The sequence below is a fragment of the Sagittula sp. NFXS13 genome, from assembly GCF_040148795.1.
Lineage (GTDB): Bacteria > Pseudomonadota > Alphaproteobacteria > Rhodobacterales > Rhodobacteraceae > Sagittula > Sagittula marina.
Genome location: NZ_JAGEMH010000002.1, coordinates 161,839 through 183,776, shown reverse-complemented (window position 1 = coordinate 183,776; position 21,938 = coordinate 161,839). Strand labels below are relative to the sequence as shown.

Annotated in this window: 16 protein-coding genes and 1 pseudogene; 8 read left to right on the top strand and 9 right to left on the bottom strand. The window is 64.5% G+C overall.

The features are described from left to right. Positions 1-66: 66 nt before the first annotated feature. From J4E08_RS05215 to J4E08_RS05195, 5 genes and pseudogenes are all read right to left on the bottom strand, one after another. Positions 67-2,871, bottom strand: coding sequence for a molybdopterin oxidoreductase family protein (locus J4E08_RS05215; RefSeq protein WP_349537586.1), 2,805 nt, complete (start codon positions 2,869-2,871; stop codon positions 67-69). Between the two features lie 353 nt (positions 2,872-3,224). Beyond that, positions 3,225-3,557 (bottom strand): annotated as a pseudogene (locus J4E08_RS05210) (thiamine pyrophosphate-binding protein); the annotation flags it as partial. Positions 3,558-3,674: 117 nt separating this feature from the next. Continuing rightward, positions 3,675-4,391: a hypothetical protein gene (locus J4E08_RS05205; protein WP_349537585.1), complete on the bottom strand. Its 717-nt coding sequence runs from the start codon at positions 4,389-4,391 to the stop codon at positions 3,675-3,677. A gap of 17 nt (positions 4,392-4,408) precedes the next feature. Next, a complete protein-coding gene (locus tag J4E08_RS05200) occupies positions 4,409-5,356 on the bottom strand; it encodes an SHOCT domain-containing protein (RefSeq protein WP_349537584.1) in 948 nt (315 codons plus the stop codon). A 65-nt stretch (positions 5,357-5,421) separates the two neighbouring features. Then, on the bottom strand, positions 5,422-6,576 hold the full coding sequence (locus J4E08_RS05195; RefSeq protein WP_349537583.1) for a glycosyltransferase family 4 protein: 1,155 nt from the start codon (positions 6,574-6,576) through the stop codon (positions 5,422-5,424). 221 nt (positions 6,577-6,797) lie between these two features. On the opposite strand from J4E08_RS05195, the gene J4E08_RS05190 reads away from it, so the two are divergent. Beyond that, positions 6,798-8,234, top strand: a complete 1,437-nt coding sequence (locus J4E08_RS05190) for a hypothetical protein (RefSeq protein ID WP_349537582.1) — start codon at positions 6,798-6,800, stop codon at positions 8,232-8,234. Further along, the gene (locus tag J4E08_RS05185; RefSeq protein ID WP_349537581.1) at positions 8,231-9,523 is read left to right on the top strand and encodes a glycosyltransferase family 4 protein; all 1,293 of its coding nucleotides are present in this window, start codon (positions 8,231-8,233) and stop codon (positions 9,521-9,523) included. Before J4E08_RS05190 ends, J4E08_RS05185 begins: the two co-directional genes overlap by 4 nt. Positions 9,524-9,547: 24 nt before the next feature. On the opposite strand, the gene J4E08_RS05180 is transcribed toward J4E08_RS05185, so the two are convergent. Genes J4E08_RS05180 through J4E08_RS05170 form a run of 3 tightly spaced genes read right to left on the bottom strand, consistent with a single transcriptional unit; the run spans position 9,548 to position 13,874 of the window. After that, complete coding sequence (locus tag J4E08_RS05180) at positions 9,548-10,315, bottom strand: SDR family oxidoreductase (protein ID WP_349537580.1); 768 nt, start codon at positions 10,313-10,315, stop codon at positions 9,548-9,550. Beyond that, the gene (locus J4E08_RS05175; protein ID WP_349537579.1) at positions 10,312-11,826 is read right to left on the bottom strand and encodes a GMC oxidoreductase; all 1,515 of its coding nucleotides are present in this window, start codon (positions 11,824-11,826) and stop codon (positions 10,312-10,314) included. The genes J4E08_RS05180 and J4E08_RS05175 overlap by 4 nt, the downstream gene beginning before the upstream one ends. Then, complete coding sequence (locus J4E08_RS05170; protein WP_349537578.1) at positions 11,823-13,874, bottom strand: acyltransferase family protein; 2,052 nt, start codon at positions 13,872-13,874, stop codon at positions 11,823-11,825. Before J4E08_RS05170 ends, J4E08_RS05175 begins: the two co-directional genes overlap by 4 nt. A gap of 171 nt (positions 13,875-14,045) precedes the next feature. Here J4E08_RS05170 and J4E08_RS05165 point away from each other — a divergent pair, with 171 nt between their 5' ends. Continuing rightward, positions 14,046-14,540, top strand: coding sequence for a serine O-acetyltransferase (locus J4E08_RS05165; protein ID WP_349537577.1), 495 nt, complete (start codon positions 14,046-14,048; stop codon positions 14,538-14,540). Here the strand turns inward: J4E08_RS05165 and J4E08_RS05160 are convergent. Continuing rightward, positions 14,537-15,301 carry a WecB/TagA/CpsF family glycosyltransferase gene (locus J4E08_RS05160; protein ID WP_349537576.1) on the bottom strand — a complete coding sequence of 255 codons (765 nt, stop codon included), beginning with the start codon at positions 15,299-15,301 and terminating at the stop codon, positions 14,537-14,539. The two genes, J4E08_RS05165 and J4E08_RS05160, sit on opposite strands and share 4 nt — an antisense overlap. A gap of 191 nt (positions 15,302-15,492) precedes the next feature. Between J4E08_RS05160 and J4E08_RS05155 the strand changes: the two genes are divergently transcribed. Genes J4E08_RS05155 through J4E08_RS05135 form a run of 5 tightly spaced genes read left to right on the top strand, consistent with a single transcriptional unit; the run spans position 15,493 to position 21,917 of the window. Further along, positions 15,493-16,647, top strand: a complete 1,155-nt coding sequence (locus J4E08_RS05155) for a Gfo/Idh/MocA family protein (RefSeq protein ID WP_349537575.1) — start codon at positions 15,493-15,495, stop codon at positions 16,645-16,647. Continuing rightward, a complete protein-coding gene (locus J4E08_RS05150; RefSeq protein WP_349537574.1) occupies positions 16,635-17,615 on the top strand; it encodes an NAD-dependent epimerase/dehydratase family protein in 981 nt (326 codons plus the stop codon). Before J4E08_RS05155 ends, J4E08_RS05150 begins: the two co-directional genes overlap by 13 nt. Next, positions 17,612-18,847: a glycosyltransferase gene (locus J4E08_RS05145; RefSeq protein ID WP_349537573.1), complete on the top strand. Its 1,236-nt coding sequence runs from the start codon at positions 17,612-17,614 to the stop codon at positions 18,845-18,847. Before J4E08_RS05150 ends, J4E08_RS05145 begins: the two co-directional genes overlap by 4 nt. Then, positions 18,844-19,809: a glycosyltransferase family 2 protein gene (locus tag J4E08_RS05140; protein ID WP_349537572.1), complete on the top strand. Its 966-nt coding sequence runs from the start codon at positions 18,844-18,846 to the stop codon at positions 19,807-19,809. The genes J4E08_RS05145 and J4E08_RS05140 overlap by 4 nt, the downstream gene beginning before the upstream one ends. After that, positions 19,809-21,917 (top strand): NAD-dependent epimerase/dehydratase family protein, encoded by a 2,109-nt coding sequence (locus J4E08_RS05135; RefSeq protein WP_349537571.1) that lies wholly within the window; start codon positions 19,809-19,811, stop codon positions 21,915-21,917. The genes J4E08_RS05140 and J4E08_RS05135 overlap by 1 nt, the downstream gene beginning before the upstream one ends. The last annotated feature ends 21 nt before the right edge of the window (positions 21,918-21,938 follow it).

Genomic DNA, 21,938 nt, shown 5'->3' with positions numbered 1-21,938 from the left:
CAGCCTGTGTGTGGGGGCCGCGACGCGCCGCCGCGAGAGATGGGTTTATGAAACAGGCGCATGTCGTCAGTCCTTTACCTGCCAGCGCAGTACTTTGGGCGCGGGTGGCACGGGGCTGGCCTGCGGCGGGATAGGATCGGCAGGGGCCGCTGTCTTTTCGATCCGGACGCGCAGGTCGAACCACGCCGCCTGCCCGGTGACCGGGTCGGAGTTGGACCAGCGCAGGCCGTCTCCCCTTGGCGGGAGGAGTTCGTGAATGACATGGTTGAGCAGAAAGCCCTTCGTGGCCTCTGGTGCGTTCTTGTCGAGCGCCCAGGCCCCGCCTCGTTTGCCGATGGCGTTCCACGTCCAGATGGTGTGCGGGTTGAGCGCGGCCATCTCCGCCACCGGCACCGTGATCGCCCCATGGGGAGAGGTGACGCACACCCAGTCGCCGTCTTTCAGATCGTGAGCGCGTATGAGGGCCGTGGGCAGATACATCGGGTTGCACCCGTGGATTTGCCGCAGCCAGGCGTTTTGCCCGCCCCAGCTGTGGTACATTGCCATGGGCCGTTGGGTCAGCGCGTGGATCGGATAGTCGGCGCAGTTGGTCTGGTCCGCGGTGTCATACCAGGTTGGGAGTGGCGTGAGGCGGGTTTTTATCTGATCGCGCAGGTGGTCGGGGGGCTGATGCGGGCCATGCCCTTCGGCGGCGCGCTGAAACCGGCGGAGCGGCTCTGCGTAGAGTGTGAAACGATACGGCGTGGCCTTGTCCATCAGGCCGATCTGCACGGCCCAGTCCTGATAGGCGGCATTCCACGGCTTGAAATACCGCGCCTCGGGCGGGACGTGCTGGGCGCAAAATCCGCCGTTGGCGATGTAGCGGTCGATCTGGTCGGGGTTCGGGTCGCCGCGCCCGTGCTGATCTCCGTGCGCGCCGCGCCAGCCTGCCAGAGGTCCGACACCGGGGCGGCGTTCGTGGCGCGTCATGTAGTCGGCGTAGTCGCTGTAGGTGGGCGTGCCGTCCGGCTCTGTCATGCCCGGCAGGCCGAGGCGCGCGCCAAGGTCCAGCAGCACCGACTGAAAGCCGCGTACATCCCGATCCGGGGTGACGACGGGCCAGCGGATTGCATCGGCGGCGGCATCGGGTTCGGACACCGGGCGATCGAGCAGCGAAATACAGTCGTGCCGTTCCAGATAGGTGGTGTCAGGCAGGATCAGGTCGGCATAGGCCACCATCTCGGAGCTGTAGGCGTCAGAATAGATGATGCGCGGGATCACGTAGTCGCCGCTGTCGTCGGTGCGGGTCAGCATCTCCATCACGCCGCGCGTGTTCATGGAGGAATTCCACGCCATGTTGGCCATGTACAGGAACAGCGTGTCGATCTTGTACGGGTCTGCTGCGGCGGCATTGGAGATCACCATATGCATCAGCCCATGCGCCGACAGCGGGTTTTCCCATGTGAACGCCTTGTCGATGCGCAACGGTGTGCCGTCATCGGACAGCGCCAGATCCTCCGGCCCTTGGGGATAGCCAAGGTGCGGGCCGGGCAACGGTTGGCCGGGATTGGACCGCGCGTGGGGGCGCGGATGCGCGGTGGCGGGTTTCGGATAGGGCGGTTTGAAGCGCATCCCGCCGGGGCTTTCCACAGCGCCGATCAGGATTTGCAGCATGTGCAGCGCGCGGCAGGTCTGGAACCCGTTGGAATGGGCCGAGATGCCGCGCATGGCGTGAAAGGCAACCCCGCGCCCGACCATGCGCTGATGTCGTTCGCCGCGCCAATCGGTCCACGGCTGGTCAATCACCACAGGTTCGTCAAAGGCTGCGCGGGCGATCTGGGCCGCCAGCGCGCGGATCTGCGCGGGCGAGACGCCGCAGCGCTCTGACACGGCCTCCGGGGCGTAGTCGGGGATCAGGTAGGTCTCTGCCATGCGGTGCAGAACAGTGACATGGGTGACGCCTGCGTGCCGCCAATGCGCGCCGGGATCGGGTGCAACGCCGGGGGTGTCCGCAGCGGCGGGTTTGCCGGTGGCCCGGTCGATCACTTGGGCGCGCCCCTCGGCATCGCGCAGCAACAGACCGTGGGTGTCGGACTTTGGGTCGCCATCCAGCAGCAGCGGCGCGTCGGTGTAGCGGGTCAGATAATCGAGGTCGATCTGCCCGGCCTTCATCAGGCAATGGATCAGCGACAGGATCAGCAGGCCGTCGGTGCCAGGGGTGATCCCGACCCATTCATCCGCCACCGCGTTGTAGCCAGAGCGCACGGGGTTCACGCCGATCACCTTTGCACCGCGTGCCTTCAGCCGGCCAATCCCCATCTTGATCGGGTTGCTGTCGTGATCCTCGGCGACGCCAAACAGGATAAACAGCTTGGCATGGTCCCAATCCGGGGTGCCGAACTCCCAAAAGGCGCCGCCCATGGTGTAAATGCCCGCCGCCGCCATGTTGACCGAGCAAAAGCCGCCATGCGCCGCGAAATTCGGGGTGCCGAATTGTTGCGCCCACCAGCCGGTGAAGCTTTGCGATTGGTCGCGGCCGGTGAAGAAGGCGAGCTTTTCCGGGGCCTCTGCACGCAGGGGTTTCAGCCAGTCGACCGCCGTTTGCAGGGCCTCGTTCCAACTGATTTCCTCGAACTTGCCGGAGCCACGCGGCCCGACGCGGCGCAGCGGCGCGCGCAGGCGGGCGGGGGAGTTGTGCTGCATGATCCCGGCGGACCCTTTGGCACAGAGCACGCCCTTGTTGATCGGGTGGTCGCGGTTGCCCTCGATATAGGCGACCTTGCCGCCTTTCATGTGCACGTTGATGCCGCAGCGGCAGGCGCACATGTAGCAGGTGGTCTTGCGGACCTCGTCGGACACGGCAGGATTAAGATCCAGGTGAGGGTCAGGCATACCGGGCCTCCAGCCCATATCTTCGGAACCAAGCAGTTTTTTTGGGCGGCACCGCCAAGAAACGCCCCGGTGGCGGTAAGGGCCGGTGTGTCAACGGGCTACGTTCAAACGGATATTCCGTTGGCATCGACGCCCGCCGGAAAAAAGGCAAGTGCAGGAGGCTTTGGACGAAGATCGCGCGGCGCAGCCCGGCGAAGGCCCGGAGGCGCGGTATCTTGTGACCGAGCACCGGCAAAACAGCCGCTATCGCGCGTCGGGGTTTTGCGCGGGTTCGGCAGTTGTGCAGCGGCATTCGGGTGTTCGCTCCTGACATCGGTTTCACCTGAAACCAGCAGGGCTCAACGCGCAAGGAAAAAGCCGCCCTGCCCGATGGTCTTGTGCGCGGCCTGCGGCGTGACCAGCAGCAGCGGGCTGTGGTTCCAGCAGGCGGTTTTCGCGGCGGTGACGGAATTGGTGATGCCGGGGCCATTCTGCGCGAGCATCATCGACATCTTGCCGGACGCGCGGGTGTAGCCGTTTGCCATCATGCCGCCGGACCCTTCCTGCGCGCAGTCCCGAAACTGGATGACAGCCTGCGGGAACAAATCGGAAATCGGCATGAAGGCCGAGCCGATAATGCCAAAGGCATGTTCGATCCCGTGGCGTTGAAGCACTTTGACGAAGGCTTCTTCGGTGGTCATTTTCATGCTGGCATCTCCGCGAAAACCAATCCGGAGGGGTGTCCCAGCGTGCGTTTCCCACAATCTATCCAGCCTGCGGAGCGCCGAATAGGGCCAGATGTCACGCCGGGGAAAGACCAGTCTTCAAGAGGGGGCGGTCGCCTCGGCCTCGCGGTAGGTCATGCTGAGGATCGTGGCGACCATCATGGTGCAAAAGACGCCCAGCGCCGCGCCGATCAGGTGCAGGGTGATGTCCCCGGCCATCGTAATCGTCGGGTTCATCGCCGACTTGCCCATGACAAGCGTGACCAGAAGGAAGACAACGCCCGGCCCTGCAAAGAAGCGGCCGATGGTTTTCCAGAAGCGCACTCGCCCGCGCCGCAGCGCACTGCCGATACGGGCGTCGCCGCCGATGGCCGCAGCGGGCAACAGCGTGCCGACGAATGTCAACAAAAGGAGGCTGAAAGGCAGGCCAACGGCGGTGCCAAGCAGCGTCATGCCGATGACATTCACCTCTGGATTGCTGCTCAGGTAGAACCTGCCGAAATACGTCAACCAAAAGATAGGGAAAAACGCCAGCGCCAGCCCAGCGGCGCTGATCAGGACAAACCGCCAGAGGAAGGCAAAGAGCGGCAGGTCCGTAACGCCCCCTCCCGTGGATGACTGAACGCCACCCCATGTCACACGATCATGCAACAGCACGCAGCGGTGGGTGGAAAAGGCCGCCACACCGTAGACGATCAGCAGCGCAATCTGCGGCGCGAGGCCGTCGATGAAGCGGTCCCCGACTACCAAAAGCGCCACGATCACCCCCATGACGGGCCAGGAGCGGCGCAGCGCGTCGAACGTCAGACCATACATGCCCATCCTGATGCTGGTCAGAGCCGCGCCAGAAGCTCTGCTTTCTTGATGGCAAATTCCTCGTCCGACAGGATGTTGAGGTCGTGCAGGTCGCCCAGCTTTTGCAGTGCGGCAAAGATCTGGTCGGCATCGGTCAGCAATTGCGCCCCGGAGGCGGACGGTGCAGATCCCTTTGAGGACTGCGGCGCGGCCTCCAGTTCGGGCATGTCCGCCTCTGGCTGCATCGGGTCAAAGAAGTTTTCCGGTGCGTCGGCGTCCGCGGTGGTTGGGGCCCAGGTTTCAGCGGGCTGATCCGCCACGGTGGGCGTGGTGGGCGTCGATGTCCTGGCTGTATCCGGCGTGGTCTCTTTGGTCGTGTCCTCGCCAAGAACCACGGGCATCGCCGCCAGATCCACCGCGCCGTATTGGCTGGTGAAGGTCCAGTTGCGCCCATCCCCCTGCTGCTGCGAAATGCCTGTGATCAGGTGGTCGCCGGTGTCATGCACCGTGACCCCGCCCGCCAGATTGACTGCCAGACGCTGCCGGTCCGGGAAGATCGCGTAGGACATATCGTTCTGGGAGCCTTGGGCCGAGGGCTGGCCCAGCGTCTCTGGCCACCAGCCACCGCTGTGCATCGACATGGAGCCAAATCCATTGCCAGATCCCTGCGATTGCGACTGGCCCTGCCAATTTCCCTGCGGCTCCGCGCGTTTGAACAGCGGGCCTTGCCCAGCGGCCTGCGCGATATCCTCGCAGAGGTTCGACACCCGCGCCTTGAGCCCGGTGTTGAACATGTCGCCCACCATGGTCATGCCACCGCGCGACCATTGCCCCATGCCGCCCAGTTCGGGGATGGAGAATTGCGCCTGCGTGCCGCCGCCGTTGACGACCGACACCATCATCGCCTCGACCGTTGTGCCCGAGACCGCGTGCCGTGCCGCCAAGTCGTCGCGCGTTGTCGCGCCGTGTTCCGTCAGATCTGCCATTTTTTCCACCAACCGAGTCGCGTTGTACCGTCTCTCCCTTGGCTACCACATCCCTTGCGCGAGAGTTAGCTGCGCTTTTCAGCCACCGCCTGCCGCATCAGCGCTGTGGAACGGCGCGCCCAGGCGTCCCAGTTCAGGCGCTGTTCGTAAACCTTGCGCGCGGAGCGGCTGAGGTCCGCGTACCGCTCCGGCGCGGCATGGTAGGTCGCGATGATGTCGGCAAAATCCTCTGGCCCTGAGCCCGGCGGCAGGGCATGGCCGTTCTCGCCCTCGCGGACAGGCACGCCGCCGACCCGCAAGCACAGCGCGGGCAGCCCGTAGGCAGATGCCTCGCAAAAGGCGAAGCCGTAGCTTTCAAACGACGGCATGACGAGGAAATGCGCCTCTGACAGTGCGTTTTGAAAGGTCGCCAGTTCGGCTGGCACGGCTTTGTTTAACTGAGGGTGCACGGTCACATGGTCTGAACGATAGCGCTCTGGCGGGATGCAGCCGATCACGGTCAACCGCGCATCCACGCCGCGCGCCCGCAGGATCTGCATGGTGTCAAAAGCCGTCGGGCCTCCCTTGGCGAACCAATCGCGGCCGATGACCAGCAGACGCACCGAGGACGACAGGCTGCGCGGCCCCGGCGCGGGCGGCGGCGGTATGTTGGCACCCCATTCCACCACATGGCTGACGTCGGCGGGCAGGTTGTAGCGTGCCTCCACCGCGTCACGCAGCCACTCGGAGGGCCAAAGCCCGAGGTCCAGACCTTGAAGCGCCTCGCGCTCGCGCCGTTCCACCCAGCCGTTCATGGCCCGTCCAATCAAGCGCTGTTCGTGATGCGTGCCCAGAACGGACTCGCGAAACACCGATTGCAGCGCGTCGGCGGTAAAGGCGGTCACCATGCCTTTGGGCGCTGTCACCCCTGCCATGGCGTGCAGCGCATAGGTGCCGAACAGCACGTCATACGTCCCTGCGTGCAAGGCCCGCTGCACCCGCCGCGCGATGATCCCGCGCAGGGCATAATGCGCACGCCAGCGCAGACGCATGTTCATCCCGGTGGACGTCTTGAGAATCGCTTGTCGAAGAGGTTCGGCGGCGCCCCAGTCCTGCGGCAACACCGTGACGCTGTCCGCATGATCCTTGAGCGCATCGAAAATACGGGCATTGCCGCCGGAATAGATGTTCCGGTCGCTCGGGGGCATATCGCAGAGATAGGCAATGCGCAGAGGAGGCATGACAAGCTCCAGAATATCGAACCAATAGACAGTCCAGCGCCTGCCCCGCTTTTTGGGCAAGAGTGTGACGGCGCTGACGATACCGCCTCCATGGCCTAAACAGTGACTGGAACACCACAGGTAACGTTTCCATTTCCACAGATCGGACGCAAAGCTGACGCGACTTCGCCCGATGCGGATGGTAATCCTTGGCAAACCGATCCAAGGCTGTTCGCGCACAGATGCCCAATCCTCTCGCCTTTCTTGCCCTCGCCTGCTTTCCGCTGGTGGTGATGGCACTGTTCGGGAAGCTGCCCGCCGACCGCGCGTTGATCTGGTCGATCCTGCTGGGCTACCTGTTCTTGCCGGAACCGCCCGCCGTCTTTGACCTGCCCGCTGCGCCGCCCCTGACCAAGCACAACATTCCCGCGCTGTTCGCCTTTGCCACCGTCCTGTGGCGGCGAAAGCTGTCGGCCTCGCTGCTGCCGCAGTCGATGATCGGCAAAGCCTTTGTGTTGACGTTTGTGCTGTCGCCCATCCTGACAGTGCTAACTAACGGGGAGCCGGTGATATGGGGGGAGGTCGGCCTGCCGCCGCTGGGGATAAAGGACATGATCGCGCTGTCCGTGCAGCAATTTCTGGTGTTGCTGCCCTTCTTGATGGCGCGGCAGTTCCTGTCTTCGGGGGGGGCACAACGCGAGCTGCTCAAGGCGCTGATGATTGGGGGGCTGGTGTATTCGGCGCTCATGCTGATCGAAATCCGCATGTCTCCGCAGCTGAACATGTGGATTTACGGCTATTATCAGCATTACTTCGGACAGAGCGTCCGCTTTGGCGGCTACCGACCGGTCGTTTTTCTATATCACGGGCTTTGGGTCGCCTTCTACACCTTCATGGCTGCGACGGCCGCCTGGGGTCTGTGGCGGCTGTCCCCCGGCGAGCAGAAGGTAAAGTTTTTGCTTGCAGCGCTTTGGTTGTCGATGATCCTGGTCATGGCAAAATCCATGGGTGCGGTGATCCTGTTTGCCGTCGCCGCGCCGGCGGTGATTTGTCTGCCCGTCCGTTGGCAGATCCGCCTCGCCATCGTTATCGGCGTGATCGCGCTGATCTATCCCATCCTGAAGGGCTTTGCGCTGGTGCCGGAGGAAACGCTCCTCGCCCGCGCCGCTGCCATTGATCCGGACCGGGCGGCATCCCTGCGGTTCCGCTTCATGAACGAGAACACGCTGCTGGACCGCGCCTACCTCAAGCCGCTGTTCGGGTGGGGCAGTTGGGGCCGCAATCACATTCTGGACCCGGTCACCGGTTTCATCCTGACGGTCACCGATGGCCGCTGGATCATCACCATCGGCGTCTACGGCTGGGTCGGTTTCGCCGCCGAGTTCGGGCTGATCCTGCTCCCTCTGGTGATGATCGCACAGGAAGTCAGGCTGGCGCGCAGGCTGGACGTGGCACAGGTGTCGCCTCTGGTCGGTCCACTGGCGCTGCTGCTGGCGCTGAACCTTGCCGACATGGTGCCCAATGCCACGCTCACACCTTTGACGTGGCTGCTGTGCGGGGCGCTTTTGGGCTATGCCGAGCAGCTGCGCACGGCACGCCTTACCTCTCCTCCCCAACCGGTGGATGATACGCAAAAGCCGGTTTCCAAGCCGCTGAAATGGGAGCCCGTGATCCGATGACCCATCCTCGTCCACGCGTTCTGATCATCGCCGAAGCGGCCAATCCCGAATGGGTGTCCGTGCCTTTGGTGGGGTGGTCGCTGGCCTCTGCGCTGCGCGAGGTCGCGGATGTGCACCTCGTGACGCAGATCCGCAACCGCGACGCCATCCTGCGCGCCGGGCTGATCGAAGGCCGTGACTTCACCGCCATCGATTCAGAACGCTTTGCCAAGCCGATGTGGGCCCTGGCCGAAAAGCTGCGCATGGGAGACGGCAAGGGCTGGACCATCGTACAGGCGGTGAATGCCGTGTCCTATCCGTATTTCGAACGACTTGTCTGGCAAAGATTCGGCCCGGCAATCACGCGCGGCGACTATGACATCGTCCATCGCGTGACGCCGCTGTCGCCGACGTCGCCATCCTCCCTCGCCCGGAAATGTGCGGCGGTGGGCGTGCCCTTTGTGCTGGGGCCGTTGAATGGGGGCGTGCCCTGGCCCGAGGCGTTCGATCACATTCGCCGCGCGGAGAAGGAGTTCCTCGCGCCGATGCGCCGCGCCTACAAGCTGTTGCCGGGGGCAAGCGCCACATTGGATCACGCCAGCGCCATTCTGGCGGGCAGCCGGTACACGGCCTCGGAAATCCCGGAACGCCATCAGCACAAGACGCTGTGGCTTCCAGAAAATGGCATTGATCCCAAGCGGTTCAATCGCCGTGCCACGCCAGCCGATGGCCCCTTGCGTGCGTGTTTCATCGGACGGCTCGTGCCCTACAAAGGACCGGACATGCTGCTGGATGCAGCAGCCGATCTGCTGCGTGAAGGCAGGATGAGGCTCGATCTGGTGGGCGACGGGCCGATGATGCCGGAGCTGCGCGCACAGGCGGAGCGGCTTGGCATCGGTTCGGCTGTGACCTTTCACGGCTGGCAGGCGCATGACCGGGTGCAGGATGTGCTGTGCCAAAGCCATCTGTTCGCCTTTCCGTCGATCCGTGAATTCGGCGGCGGCGTCGTTTTGGAGGCGATGGCCCTCGGCGTGCCGCCCCTGATCGTGGATTACGCAGGCCCCGGCGAATTGGTGGACAACACCACCGGTATCAAGGTGCCGATCGGATCGCGGGATCAGATCGTCGCGGACTTTCGCCGCGAGTTGACGCGGCTGACCGAGGCGCCAGATCGGCTGGCGCCGCTGGCAGAGACGGCTTTTCAGCGCGTTCAGGACGCCTTTCTATGGTCACGCAAAGCGGAACAGATCGCAGAGGTTTACCGCTGGGTCGGCAACGGCCAGCCCGCACCGAAGCCGCGTCTGCTGTAGGCGCGGCCAGACGACCCCGCTGGCTCAGATCTCGGACACCCTGCGGGCGCGCTTGCGTCGCATCAGGATCACATCCTTCAGCCGGGATTTCAGACCGCGCGGTTCCAGAACCTCGCGGTCCATCTCGAAGACGGAGCCGGTCAGGGACCGATCGCATGACAGCGCCAGTTGCACGCCCCAAGCCGCCGTCACCTCGGGGTCGAGCCCGTCGGCAATGCCCATTTTCGTCGCCAGCATCCCCGGCATCCAGTCAGACATGACGATGCCCGGAAAACGGTCCGCCAGATCGGCCACCACCGCGCGGGTAAATATGCGCGCCGCGCCCTTGGATACGGCGTAGGCGGATGCGGTCGGCAGTGGCGCCACGTCGGCAAAGGTCGCCACGTTGAGAATCCGGCCCCGCCCGGTCTGCACCATGCCCTCCAGCGCCGCACGCGTGCAATGCACGGTCCCGCCGAGGTTCGTGTTCACCGTCTGCATGAAGCTGTCGCCGGTTTCGCTCAGAAAATCTTTCCTCGGGTAGACGGCGGCGTTGTTCACCAGCACGGCAACTGGACCAACCCCGTCGCGCAACCGGGAAAATTCCCGCGTGACGGCGCCACCGTCAGAGACATCCAGCACAACCGGATGAAACCGATCCAGCCCCGCGCCGGTTTCGGCCAGGGTCTCCGCCTGCCGCCCCATGCCAACCACGCTGAAGCCCGCCGCGCAGAATTGCCGGGCCATGGCGCGCCCCAGACCAGAGCCTGCGCCGGTCACGACAACGATGCCGTCCTTCGGTGTGATCTTCATCCGTCATGCTCCAGCAGTCCCGCCGCCACCGAAAGCGCATAGGCAGCGATTGTCAGGCTTGGGTTAACACCCATGGAGGTCGGCATGAAAGACGCATCCGCAACCCACAGGTTGTCGACCTCATGCGCGCGCCCGTCAGGCCGCAGCACCGATTGCGCCGGATCATCGCCAAACCGCAAACTGCCGCAGGGGTGGCCCCAGTTCAGCTCCGGCGTGACGCTCAGGAAAAGACCGCCCAGGCCGCGACGGATCGCGCGACGAAACGCGCGGCGCCGGGTCTTCAACTCATCCGACAGGCGGTAAACGACGCGGCCATCGGCCTCCACCCGGTTTTCGGCGTAGGGCAGATCCTCCATCAGTCCGACGAAGATCTGCGCAGACCCCAACATCCGCGCGGCCAGAGCGGCCGGCAGGCGCGTGAACGGGGACAGCCGGGACCAGCCTTTTGCCGCCAGCATCCGGTTGAGATAAAACACGATTTCACCGTAGGAGGCGCGGATGCCCATGGCCTGCACCGTGCCCAGCCGCTGCCCGTCGCTGTGGTAGAGGTCCCGCAGCGACACGGCCTTGGTCGCGGGGCCTTCGACACGCGGCCAGAGCGCGAACATTTCGTTCACGTGAAACATCAGGTTCCGCCCGACAAGGCCGGAGCCGTTCGCCACGCCCGCCTCCCATCCCGCACAGGCGGAGCGCAACAGCACCTGAGGCGACCCGAGTGCGCCCGCCGCCAACACGTAACGCCGTGCGGTAAAGCGGCGGGTTTGCCCATCCACCACGGCCTCCACCGCAGCGACGCGCGGGCCGTCCATCACCAGCCGCGTGACCTCTGCCCCGGTGAGCATCTCAGCCCGCCCGGTGGCCAAGGCGGGCTCCACCCCCGCGGACCGTCCGTCCATCTTGCACGGGTTCGGGCATTTGCGGCCAAGGCACATCTGGCAGCCATCCACCCGTTCCACGGCAGTATGCGCGTGGTAGGGATGCAGGCCACGGGCGCGAAATCTGTTCATCAGCGCCATTTCGACCGCGGTCAGGGCGGGCGGATCGCGCAGCGGCAGCGGGGCCTCATCTGACAGTGGATCAGGCGTGCCGTAGACGCGATACATCTGCGCGGCCTCTGCGTAGAAAGGCGCCAGCGCGTCAAAGCCCAAAGGCCAGCCCCCGGTGGGATGTGGACGCTGCGGGGTGTCCTCCAGATCATGCCGTTCGGGGCGTTCCAGCGTGGCCGCGTAGAACACCGAGCTGCCGCCCGGACCGGACCCCAAAGGCGCGTAAAACGATTGCGCGACGCCGTCGACCTCGACCGACAGGGGCTGAGGCCAAAGCCCGCGTTTCGCGCGCGCCTCCGGCACGAAGATCTCTGACAGGCCATTTTCGGCGCTGCGCGCATCGGCCTGCCCTTTTTCGAGAAACAGCACCCGTTGACCGGCTTCGGCCAGACGTCTGCCCAGCGTGCCGCCACCGATGCCCGTGCCGATGACCAGCACATCCCAGTCGCCGTCCGACAGGGTCATGGCAGAGGGACCGTATTCAGAGCGGAGCCGCGCGAATCGCCGCGAAACACTGGTGCAAAGACATCGCGCAGACGACGGGCCGCGCTGTTGGTCATGTGGTTGTTGTCGAAGTACTGGCCGGTGCCGCTGTGCACGGCGCTGCACGTCGCGTCATCGCAGAGCCAGGGCCAAGGGTCCAGCCAGCCGACGCGGTTCGACGCCACCAGATCGCGCCACGCGGCATCCGCCGAAGTGGCGCGGGCGGCGATATCCTCGCGCGGGACCACCGATTGCGTCACAGGTTCAGCGGCGAAGGGAAGCCCTGCATGAGCGGCCTCCCGCGCGGCACGGCGACTGTCATAGAACGGAATTTCCGGCGGCTGGCGCAACACGTAAACCTCGCCAAACTGGCGGAGGAGCTGGTCGACTGTGGCCTCTGATGCCTCCGAGAGGACATCCACCTGCGGTTCAGCGACGCGCTCTGGCCGCTCCGTGGGAAAGATGGAGATGAGGTTGTTCGCGTCCAACCCGGTGCCCTGCCCCGTGGTGTAATAGCCCCAACGCCCGATCAACAGAACGCGTTGAACGCTGTTCAAACGGCCAAGCGCCTGTTTGATTTGCATATTGGCCTGACGACAGGCTGTGTTCTGCGCCGGTGTTGCGGCGCTTTCGACCTTGCGCTGGCCGATCAGCGGTGGACAACCTGCGCGCCACAGCACCATTGCCGGCACGCCAGCCTCATCAGCAGCAAGCGCCAGCCCCTCGTAAAACGCGCGCGCGTGGCTGTCGCCCCAGATCAGCACCTGCGGCGGCCCCTCCGGGCCGATGGGACAGACCTCAAGACCGTCGAGAGGCAGATCGTCGGCCACGTAGCAGCGGCTGAAATCCTGCAAGAAATCGGCTGAGGCCGCGATGTGCACCCCTGCCTCCGGCCCAAACCTGCCGGGCAGACCGTCCTCAGCCCGCAAAAACAGGCCGAAACCCAACACGGCCGCGCTGGCGAGCACCGTTCCGCCTGCCAGGACCCAGCCCGGCAGCCGAACGGCCCGGCGCACCGGCTGTTCGACAAAGCGCCATGACAGCCATGCCAGACCCACGGAGAGGGCCATCCAGATCAGCGCCTCGAACGGGTTTGCGTAGCCGTCCCGCAGACTGTTGGACAGGGTCACAACCGGCCAATGCCACAGGTACAGCGAATAGGAAATCAGACCGAAAAACCTGAAAGCAGGGAGGCGCAGCAGACGATTGACCGCGCCGTCGTTCCTCCCGTTGGCCAGCACCAACAGTGTGCCGAGCACCGGAACGGTCGCCAGCAGACCGGGAAACAGCGGCCCGGATGGTATCATCACAACGGACAGAAGCACGAGGCCGAGGCCCACCCAGCTCAACGCGCGCCAGCCCTCCCACCGGGTGCCTCGCGTCTGGCCCCAAATGGCCAGCAATACGCCGCTGAGCATCTCCCACGCGCGGAATGGAAACAGGTAGAAGCTGGCCGACGGATACTGCGGCGTCATCAAGACGCAGGCCACAAGCGACGCGGCCCAGCACGCCACCAGCGCCCAGATCATCGCGCGACGGGACCGCGCCAGCAGCAGGAACATCAGCGGCAGGAAGATGTAGAACTGCTCTTCCACCGCCAGCGACCAGGTGTGCAATAGCGGTTTGTCGTGGGCTGCGGCGTCGAAATAGCCCGTCTGCCGCCAGAACAGAAAGTTGGACAAGTAGAAGGAGGCGGCAACAGCGCTTTTGCCGAATTCACGATATTCAAAGGGCAAAAGCAACACCCAGCCCAACGCTGCCGTCCCCAGCACCATGGCAAAGAACGCTGGCGCCAGCCGTCGGAACCGGCGCAGGTAAAACGCGCCGATACGGATCTTGTCATCTGCGCAGTATTCGCGCCACAGCAGGCCGCCGATCAGATAGCCGGAGATGACAAAGAACACGTCGACGCCGGTAAATCCGCCCCGCAGCGGCAAACCGAAGTGATACAGAACCACGGACAGCACTGCGACGGCGCGCAGCCCGTCGATATCGCCGCGATAGGCGGGATGCGGGGACGTCTCGGTCATGTGTTTCCGGGTTCTCCGGCGCGGATGAAGTTCATGCCTGCATCGTTGTGCGCCGGCTTTGCCGACGGGGACAGCGTCGCCCCATGCAAACAGCGTGTTTTGTTGCCATTGTGTGCAAGATACAGCATTTCTGGGCAGGAATATGGCGCATCGCCGTGGAGGCCAATGAGAATGAATCAAGAAAGCGACATTTCGGCGAGCGCGCCCGATTGGTCACGGGAAACGGTGTCGCGCTTTTGGGACCCGGGCCCAAAGCTGATCCGGTCGGTGCGCCGCTATCAGGCCGGTCGCGCGCGCGGACCCCTGGGGCGGGTGCGCGCGAAATACTGGGTGATGGTGCACTGGTTCTGGTCGCTGATGACGCAATCCGAGCTGCATCTCAACACGCAGATCGGGGGCGGTCTGCGGCTGACACATCCGACCGGGATCATCATACACCCCGAGGCCGTGATCGGCCCGAACTGCATGATTTTCCATCAGGTGACCTTCGCCGGGCCGGTGATCCTGGGGGGGCATGTGGATGTGGGCGCTGGGGCCAAGCTGATCGGGCCTTTGACCGTGGGCGATCACGCGGTGATCGGCGCCAACGCTGTCGTGACGCGGGATGTGCCTGCCGGGGCGACCGTGGCCGGTGTGCCCGCGCGGGTCATTTCCAAAGCCCCTTAGACCTTGCGATCCTTCAACCGGATCAGCGCGGCTTTCGCCGCTTCGCCGGGCAGGATCGCCAAGCATTTGGCGTAGCGCGGGCCAAGCCGCCTGGGGCTGGAGGCCGCGCGCCACAACCATTCCAGCGCAAATTTGCGGACCCATTCTGGCGCACGATTCTGTTCGCCGGCATAAAAATCCAACCCGGCGCCGATGGAGGCAAAGCCCACTTCCGGCGCGACTTTGCGGCCATGGGCGGCGAACATTTCCTGCTTGGGCGCGCCCAGGGCTACAAAGCACAGGCGCGCACCGCTGTCGGCAATTTCGCCCAGCATCGCCTCTGCCAGCTCGCTTTCGGGGTCAAAGCCCATGGCGGGTGCGATGCGGCAAATCACACGCAGATCGCGCACTTCGCGTTCCAGGTATTCCTGCGCGGCGGCCAACACCCGGTCGGACGCACCGAACAGCGCGACAGTGACCCCTTGGGCGGCGGCAAGACGCGCAAGAGGCAATATCGCCTCCGATCCGGGGATCAGCGAGACAGGTCGCCCCGCCAGTCGGGACATCCAGACGATGGGGTTGCCATCCGCCACGACGAAATCCTGCGCCGCATAGGCCATGCGGAACCGAGGCGAGGCGCGCAATTTGACGATGTGATCAAGGTTAATGGTCGCCAAGGCAAAGCCACGGCGTTGCGCAAAACGTTCTCGCACGCGCGCTTCGAGCACGGCCCAGTTGGGCACGTTGACCTCTATCTCTTCACCCTCGACACCGAAGAACATTGGCAGCCTCGCTTCCCCGCCTGCGTAGATAGCGCGTCCTATCCACAAGGTCCGTGCCGTTTGTGCAACAACACTGCCAAAAATTCATGCAGTGATGCCGCAGTGCCGCAGTCATGGCCGATTTCTGGGCAGAGCGCCGAAAAATCGCCACGTTCTCCTGTAAGGGGAAGGCGGGTCACGAGGGGTGCGTTGTGAAAAGCACGACGGTTTTGAATAGCGGTCAGAAGGACCGGATCCTGTTGCTCGGCTGCGGTTTCGTGGCCGACCTGTATGCCCGTTCCCTGAAGACCTTCCCGAATATCGAGGTCGCGGGGGTCTTTGACATCGACGCGGCACGGCGGGCGGCGTTCTGCAGCCATTGGGGCTACCCTCAGTGTGACAGTTTCGCGGCGCTTCTGGCGGCTGCGCCCGGTGCCTTGGTGGTGAACCTGACGAACCCGCATGCGCATTTTGACACGTCAAAAGCCTGCCTGGAGGCGGGGCACCCGGTCTATTCCGAAAAGCCACTGGCGACCGCCTTTGACGATGCGCGTGCCCTGCACGATCTGGCAGAGGCGAAGGGCTTGGTGCTGGCCTCCGCGCCCTGTTCGGCCTTGGGCGAAGCGGCGCAGACGCTCGGCCATGCCTTGCGCGCGGGCACTGTCGGCACACCTCGGGCGATTTATGCCGAATTGGACGATGGGTTCATCCCGCAGGCTGCCTATCACAAGTGGGTCTCGGAATCCGGCGCGCCCTGGCCGTTCGAGGACGAGTTCCGCGTCGGATGCACGCTGGAACATGCAGGCTATTACCTCACATGGCTGATGTCGTGGTTCGGATCGGTGCGCACCGTGGTGGCCGCAAGCGCAGAGACCATCCCCGACAAGGAGGGCAACGGCCCCTTTGCCCCTGATCTGTCCGTGGCGATTCTTTACTTCGAGAACGGCCCGGTGACGCGGCTGACCTGCTCGATCACCGCGCCGCATGACCACACCATCCGCGTCGTCGGGGACAAAGGCGTGCTGTCCTGCAACGCCGCATGGGACAACGCGGCCAAGGTGCGCTTTGCCCGCCGTCTGACGGTGCGACGGCGGCTGATGGAGCACCCCTGGCCGAAGCGGATCAAGCTGCCGCAGCCCACCCATCCCAAGGTGGAGCGCTGGGGTGCGGCGGCGATGAACTTTGCCCTCGGTCCGGCGGAGGTGCTGGAGGCCGCGCGGGAACATCGGCCGCCGCGCATGACCAACGCCATGGCTTTGCACCTGACGGAGGTCACATTGGCCATCCAGAACTCGGGAGAGACCACAGGCGCCCAGCGCATGACCACCACCTGCGACCCGATGGAGCCGATGCCATGGGCGAGATGACCGCTTTGACCATCGCGATAACCGGGGCCAATGGCTTTGTCGGGCGCGCCTGCGTGGCTGAGGCGCGGCGGCAGGGATTTCCGGTGCTGGCCGTGACCCGCTCCGCCCCGTTGCCACAGTGGGCCGACGACGCGGGCATAACACATCTCCGGCTTGACCTCACCGACGCGGATGCAGCGCAGCGTCTGGCCGAGGCCTTGCCAGAGAGCGCAGCCCTGATCCACGCGGCGGCGCATCTGGGGGACGATCCCGAACGCCTCGCCCGCGACACCATGACCGCCAGCGCCACGGTCCGCGATACGCTGCGCCTGCGGCCTGCCCGGTTGATTCTGATCTCCTCCCTTGCGGTCTATGACACGGACCGGCTTGCCCCCGGCGAGGCGATGACCGAGGCGACGCCGCTGATCCCCCTGCCCTCGACCCCGGCAAACGCGCGCGACGCCTATGCCGGGGCCAAGCGGATGCAGGAGGCGCTGTTGGCTGAAGCGTTGCGCGACGGCTGGACCTTGCGCCCCGGCGTGATCTGGGGACCGGGACGGTCTTGGCATGCGCTTCAGGGGTTCTGGGCATCGAAGCTGTTTGTCACCATTGGATCGGAGGGGGAGCTGCCGCTCGCCCATGTGGATCACGTCGCCCGCGCGGCTATTGCGGCGGCGCAGACCTCCGGTCCCGGCACGGTGAATGTGTTTGACGACGACCGCCCGACGCGCGCCCGGTTTCTGCGCGCGCACAAACGGTGCTACGGCTGGCCCCGGATCAACACGTCCGTGCCCTATGGCGCGTGGGCTGGCATGGCCGGTGCGCTGGGGCCGTTGTCAGCCAAGCTGCCCGGCCTGTTCCAACCGTCCATTCTACGCGCCCGCATGATGCCACTGACCTACCCGAACACAGCGCTGCGCAATAGATTGGGTGGCGAAGATATCGACAGCTTTGAGGGCATGATGGCCCGCACGAAAGAGTCAGAATGACACTGCCGAAACTCGCCTATCTCACCGGGGAATACCCGCGCGCCTCCGACACGTTCATCCAGCGTGAAGTGGCGGCGCTGCGCGCGCTGGGCCACGAGGTGGAGACCTGTTCCATCCGCACCACCGGGGCCGAGCACCTCGTGGGGCCGGAACAGCGCGCAGAGCACACGCGCACGTTCAAAGTGCTCGACGCCTGCAAAGGTCCCCGACTGATGCGGGCTCATCTGCGCTACCTCAAGCGCCCCAGACGGTACATGCGTGCGCTAAAACTGGCATGGACCACCGCGCCGAAAGGGATCAAGGGGCGGCTCTATAACCTTATCTACTTTGCCGAGGCTGCGGTTCTGGCGGACCACATGCAGCGGCAAGGCATCGACCATCTGCACAATCACATCGCCAAGGCGTCCTGCACCGTGGCGATGCTGGCGTCCGAGCTGTCGGGCATTCCCTACAGCTTTACCATCCACGGGCCGGACATCTTCTTTGAGCCGCATCATTGGCGCATTGACGAAAAGTCCGAACGCGCGGCCTTTGTCGCCTGCATCAGCGATTTTGCCCGTTCGCAACTGATGTGCTTTGCCAACCAGATCCATTGGGACCGGTTTCACGTCATTCATTGCGGCGTGGACCCCTCGCGCTATACGCCCGCCGCGCATGACGCGCAGAACCTGCTGTTCGTCGGTCGGCTCGCCGGGGTCAAAGGCGTGCCGGTGCTGCTGCGCGCGCTTGCACTGCTGCGCCACACCCACCCGGATCTGAGGCTGACCCTGATCGGTGACGGACCGGAACGCGCCGCCATCGACGCCTACGCCCGACAGTTGGACATGCACACTTTCATCACCTTCATGGGCTACCGCAGTCAGGCCGAAGTGGCCGAGGAGCTGTCGCGCACCGATCTGTTCGTGCTGCCCTCCTTTGCCGAGGGCGTCCCGGTGGTTTTGATGGAAGCGATGGCCTCCGGCGTGCCGGTCGTCACCACGCGCATCGCCGGCGTGTCTGAGCTGGTGCGTGACAACGCCGGAACTCTGGTCGCGCCGGGGGACGCCGATGCGCTGGCGCAGGCCATTGCCGACACGCTTGCCCGCGATGACCGCAGGGAAATGGGCGCGCAGGGCCGCGCTATTGTCGAGACCGATTACAACATACATACAGAGGCCGCGCGCCTCTCGACGCTGTTCACCACTTATGCGCGCGGGGAACAGCCCCCCAAACGGCCGGAGCCTGCCGCATGACCCCGATCCACGTTATATTGATTGGCCGCAACGAGGGGGCTCGACTGGTGGCGTCCTTGGCATCGGTGCGCGGCATGGCCAATCGTGTCATCTATGTGGACTCCGGCTCCACCGACGACAGCGTGCTCGAGGCCGAGCGTGCCGGCGCATTGGTGGTGCAACTGGACATGTCCGTGCCGTTCAGCGCCGCGCGCGCGCGCAACGCAGGCTTTGACGCGCTGCGCCTGCCCGACGGCGCCCCCGACTACGTGCAATTCATCGACGGTGACTGCGCGCTGGTGGATGGCTGGCTCGACGCCGGGCGCGACTTTCTCGACGGGCACCCAGAGGTCGGCTTGGTCACCGGTTGGCGGTCCGAGATTCACCCCAAGGCATCCTTGTACAATCGGCTTTGCGATTGGGAATGGCATCGCCCCGCCGGGCCGATCAAAGCGTGTGGCGGCGACATGATGGTGCGCGCTGCTCTGTGGCAGCAGGTGGGGGGCATGAACCCGTCGATCGTCGCAAGTGAGGATGAAGAGGTCTGCGTCCGCTTTCGCAAGGCAGGTTGGTCCCTGCACCGGCTTCCCCTGCCAATGACCCGGCATGATGCAGCCATGCTGCGTTTTGGCCAGTGGTGGCAGCGAGCGGTCCGCACCGGGCATGGCTTTGCCCAGGTCGGTCATCTGCATCCCGAATATTTCGCCAACGAACGCCGTCGCACCTGGATTTACGCCGCGCTTCTGCCGTTTGCGATGATCTTCGGGCTGGTTACGTCGCTCTGGCTGACGTTGTTGGTGATTGGCCTGTATGGATTGAACTACCTGCGCACCATGCAGGGCCTTAAACGTAATGGCCTGTCAGAGCCCGCGCGACAGGCCGGCCTTATCTTTCTTTCCAAATTTCCGAACCTGATCGGCATGCTGCGCTTTTACCGGCGGCGGCTGACCGGGGCGGACATGACACTGATCGAGTACAAGTAATGACCCAAGAGATACGCATCGGACTGATTGGCGCAGGATACATCGCAGACTGGCACGCAGACGCGCTTGGCGCCACGCCCGGAGTTCGAATCGCCGCCATCTGCGACCCACGCGAATCCGCTGCCAAAACCCTCGCGGAGCAACATGGGGCAGAGGTGTTCACATCCGTGGATAACTTGATCGAATCGAAAACCTGTGACGCGGTTCATATTCTCACACCGCCCAACATACACGAGGGTATCGCCACACAATGCCTGTCTGGCGGCCTGAATGTGCTTGTGGAAAAGCCTGTTGCCGAATCAGCCGAAGCCACCCGCCGAATCGCGGACACCGCGCGGACGCATGGGCAGCTGTTTGCCCCCGGTCACAACTTTCTTGGACTGCCGTCATATGTCGCCATGAAGCGCGCGATGCAAGAGGGCGATTACGGTCGGATCCACACCGCAGAGATCCTTTGGGCGCTGCCGCTTGCGCCGCTGCGGTCCGGGCCCTTTAACCTGTGGCTTTTGCAGCAACCACAGAACCTGCTGCTGGAACTGGGGCCGCATCTGGTGGCTTTTGCCCACGACCTGTTTGGCGAGATCGAGATCACCCATGCCGAAGCCGGTCATCCGGTGATGCTGCCCGGCGACGACGCCCGACCGCAGAGCTTTCGCATCCTCGCCCGTGCCGGTCATGTGAACCTCTCGTTCCAGATCACCATGGTCGAAACCGTGGATGACCGCTCTGTCACGTTGCGCGGCTCCTCTGCGCGGGCGTGTCTGGACTATGCTGCCGACACGCTGACGGTGGAACGGGAGAACGCCTCGGATCTGATCGTGAACCCGCTGCGCAAACAGCTCGACGTGTCCGAGCAACGGCTCAAGGTCGGGGCGCAGAACGCCTGGACGCAAGCGCGCTCCCTCAACACCCGCAGCCCCTATGCGCAAAGCTTTCGGGGCATGGGCGCCGCGATCTACGGCGCGATGGCGAAGGGGGCGCAAGATCCGCGTTTCTCTGCCGAGTCTGCGGTGGCCGTGATGGACACCATCGACCGCATCATCGACGCACTTCCGGAAGATGTGAAACAGGTGGCCGCCCCTGCGGTGCAGACCCGACAGCCCAACCCCACAGCGATGGTCATCGGCGGCACCGGCTTTATCGGGCGCGCCTTGACGCGGCGGTTGGTGGAGACAGGCCGCGATGTGCGCGTCGTGTCGCGCGGGCGCTTCGGCCCCTTCCCCGATCTGCCCGATCAGGTGGAAACCGTTCCGGTGGACCTTTACGATCTGGACGCGCTGACCGAGGCGATGCAGGGGATCGAGGTGGTCTACAACCTCGCCCGCGCGATGACCGACACGTGGCAGGACGCGTTGATCCATGATGTGGGCGTGGCCACGCGCATCGGTATGGCTTGTGAAAAGGCAGGGGTGAAACGGCTTGTCTATACCGGCACCATCGCGTCCTACGACATGTCCGACCCGACAAAGACCATCTCCGAGACGACCGGCTTTGCCGACGATATGACAGACCGCAACATGTACGCCCGGTCAAAGGCCGAGTGTGAAAAGCAACTGCTGAAACTGCATCGAGAGCGGGGCCTGCCGCTGACCATCGCGCGGCCCGGCATCGTGGTCGGCCCCGGCGGCCCGCTGCAACACTGGGGGATCGGGCGCTGGCACGGCGCGGGGGCTGTGCGCATCTGGGGGCATGGGCGCAACATCCTGCCCTTTGTGCTCAATGACGACGTGGCAGACGGGCTGATCGCCATGGGCGAGGCGGATGCTGTCCAGGTCGAGGGCCAGAGCTTTAACCTGATCGGGGAGCCGATGTTGTCCGCCCGCGATTACTTTGACGCGATCCACGACCAACTGGGCGCGCGTATTCGCGTGGTGCCGGGCAATCTGAATGTCTTTTACGCCTCTGATGCAGTGAAATATCTGCTGAAAAAGCACGCATTGCGGCGCAAGGCGGTCATCCGCCCGTCACGCGCCGACTGGCAAAGCCGGGCGCACTTTTCCCCCTTCGACAACGGCGCGCCCAAACGTGTTCTGGACTGGCAGCCCGAAGCCGACCGCGCGCGGTTCATCGATCGGGCGATCACGCAGGCGGGCTTGTTCGGGTTTTGATCGGAAGGGCCAGTTTGGTGA